The sequence below is a fragment of the Petrocella sp. FN5 genome, from assembly GCF_029210395.1.
In the GTDB taxonomy this organism is placed as follows: Bacteria; Bacillota; Clostridia; order Lachnospirales; family Vallitaleaceae; genus Petrocella.
In genome coordinates this window covers 1-2,955 of the sequence record NZ_JARGDP010000133.1, presented here as the reverse complement: position 1 = coordinate 2,955, position 2,955 = coordinate 1, and the positions used below count along the sequence as shown (strand labels likewise).

The following is a 2,955-nucleotide window of genomic DNA, read 5'->3' as shown; positions in this document are numbered from 1 at the left end:
ATTATTTATTTTAACTTCTATTTTTTCATTTCCTTCCAATGGAAAATAATCTAATCGTATAACAGGATTTTCTACGAGATAATTTATTACTTTCTCATTTAATTCTCTCTTTGCAATTGATAAATCATCGAAAATCTTCAAATCAAAATCAATTGTATTTGCTACTTGTTTGCTGGTTTTTTTATCTTCCTGTTGATTCTCTGTTTTTGAACATGCCGTTGCACTAACGAGCAAAGCAAGCATCCATATAATCATAGCTTTATTTCTCATATGCATTCACCTCTTTTTCAAAAAAAGCCAAAGCTCTTATCTCTTTGGCTTTTTCTTGATATAATTTTTCTTTATTTAGCCAGCATGCTAACCTCTTCATAAATTTCTTCTAATACACTGCCGTCAACTGGACCCTTTGAAATATAATTATAAGTATGTTCTAGCAACGCCCCACTGTTAATATATTTTGAAGATACGCTATAGCTTTCCAACAAACCATCAACGATTGTGTAATTCTCAATTGTATGCTCCTCATCTGGCTTTCCATCAGACTGTGTTTCTACTTTAACAACTGTCTTGTCTCCATCTGAATCGAAATCTACTTCCTTTACAACCCAGTCATGAAATTCATTTTCAGCATACAACGAATTATTAGAGTAAGCGTCTAATTTATGTATTAGCCTTTCCAATTTGAGACCCATCTCATCATCAAAAAAATCATTTTCAAAAATCGTACCGTATTGACCATTTATTGTTTGTACTGTATATCTTTTTCCTTCTATTTTTCCAATTTGAAAAACCATAGCTTCTTGGCTTCCCTGAAGAAAATAGTCACCTTGACGAGAAATCACTTCTCCCATGTCAAATTTATAACCTTTCTCAATGGCCAAAGCAATTTCATCTGCCAAAGACTGATGTTCTGGTTTAAGTGCCTTAGTGGAAGTATTATTATTCTCTTTTTCTACATTTCCAACTTCTACAATTGCTGAATTTTCCTCTGTTAGATTATGATCTACTTGCTCATTTTTTACTGATGTAGTTTCTTTTTTACAACCTGTCAACATTATTAATCCTAACATTAACACTAATATTAATATCTTAAATTTCATATTAACTTCACCCTCTACTTTATTGTTTTGTTTTTATACTAAGAGGATGCTAAAAAGTCTCATCTTATAACAAAACACTTTTTCGGCATCCTCATTGGCACTTACTATATTCCTTTTATTTCTTTATACAATCTTAACAGCGTCATATAGGCTTGTTGTCTTTGATATCCCCCTCTTGGATCAAACCGCTCATTGCCCACACCTGTCATTACCTTGGCATTAAAGACATAGCCAATATAAGGTTTAGCCCAGTTAGCAATCGCTTCGGCATCAGCAAAACTTGGTACCTCTGCGCTTGTATTTTCATCTAAAGCTGTCGCTGTCGCTGTAAGCATCTTAGCTGCTTGTTCTCTAGTAATTGGGTTATTCGGATCAAAGGTAGTCGCTGATGTTCCATTGACTATATCTAATGTGTAGGCTGCTAATATATCATTTTTAGCTCTTTCGCTTAAACCATTAATATCTTCAAAAGGAGATACCGCGGGTAATGATAAGCCTTTACTTTGAATATATTTTTCAACTGTCATTTCATTGGCTTGTTCAATCATGATAACCGCTAAGGTACAAAATTCTGTTCGTGTAACCGTTTTTGAGTATTCACTTTGCATCTCTGGTGGTACTAACTTTCTAAATTCGGCTTCTCTTACTTCTGCTAATGCCCATGGTGCTGGTGCATCTTTAATATTGTCAACTGCTTTTTCCATAGGGTATCTTGGAGAAGTTTTTTTGGTTTCTTTTCCTAAAATACCACCGTTGTAATTCTCGCCACCATTCCAAAGGGTTCCATCTGTTTTTGCTGCAATTAAATGTCGTGTGCCTGCTGAGGCAAAATATACACCACTCATAATCAGTCTAGGCTCACTCTTATAATCTGACATCATTTGATCAAAATATCTTTCGCCTCCCCAGCCCCATAGGGTATTGTCCCTTTTTACAGCAAAGAAGGATTTTCCATTAGACGTTGTAAACCCATATAAAACATTGTCCATCTTCTTAGTTACTTCACCATCTGTATCCTGTCCAACAACCCATAAAGAACCATCTTTTTTTACAACAACAACATTAGAGCCACCACCGGCTACATATTCCACATCGTTCATAATTTTAGTCGGTATTGTCACTTCTTCATCATGGCCTAATCCTAAGACACTATTATTATTTCTTCCAAAGCCCCATAATTCGTTATTCTCATTGATAAGAAATGCCCCATACTGGGTTGCACTGATGTATTTAAAGGTTTCATCCTTCATAATTTGAGTATATACTCTTTTATTCGCTTCTTCATTTAATATATCATTGCTTAGGTTTGGCATGTTCGCACCTGCAATCCAAAGAGAGCCATCTGTTTTAATAACCATAGCGTAACCCCTATGAGCCGATACCATATTAACATCATCCATTATTTTTATTGGTCTTAGTATTTCTCTTGTGGCATCATTGCCGAAAACCGAATTGGTATTAGAACCCCAGCACCAAAGTGAGTCATCATGTTTCACCGCAAATGTGTTCCCTTGATTGGTTGCCACAGACTTAACATTATCCATAATCTTATAGGGTACTGCTACAAAATCTTGTTTGAATCCATTGCCTATTTGACCAAAATAATTATCACCATAGCCCCATAGACCGTTGTCCTTGGTAATGTAAAAGGTCGTGTTACCTTCTGTAGCACTAATAATATTACTTGCTTGCCCTTGTGCATGAACTGGTAATCCTTCCATTACCATTGTCACCATCATCGTCATTACAAATAAAGCTGAAATAATTCTCTTTTTCATAGCACTCTCCATTCTCTGATCTCTCTGATTTCTTAACACTTTTTTAACTATTTAAACAACACAATATCATAAAATAT

3 protein-coding genes are annotated in these 2,955 nt (G+C 35.1%); all 3 read right to left on the bottom strand.

Annotated elements, in window-relative coordinates:
• A partial coding sequence (locus P0N36_RS14895) for a hypothetical protein (RefSeq protein ID WP_275843663.1) occupies positions 1-270 on the bottom strand: 270 nt, incomplete at its 3' end.
• A 71-nt stretch (positions 271-341) separates the two neighbouring features.
• Positions 342-1,100 (bottom strand): hypothetical protein, encoded by a 759-nt coding sequence (locus P0N36_RS14890; protein WP_275843662.1) that lies wholly within the window; start codon positions 1,098-1,100, stop codon positions 342-344.
• 104 nt (positions 1,101-1,204) lie between these two features.
• Positions 1,205-2,878 (bottom strand): S-layer homology domain-containing protein, encoded by a 1,674-nt coding sequence (locus P0N36_RS14885; RefSeq protein WP_275843661.1) that lies wholly within the window; start codon positions 2,876-2,878, stop codon positions 1,205-1,207.
• Between the last annotated feature and the right edge of the window lie 77 nt (positions 2,879-2,955).

Excerpts from the sequence above, each read along its gene's own strand:
- P0N36_RS14890 (WP_275843662.1), bottom strand. The coding sequence starts at position 1,100 with ATGAAATTTAAGATATTAATATTAGTGTTAATGTTAGGATTAATAATG.
- P0N36_RS14885 (WP_275843661.1), bottom strand. The coding sequence starts at position 2,878 with ATGAAAAAGAGAATTATTTCAGCTTTATTTGTAATGACGATGATGGTG.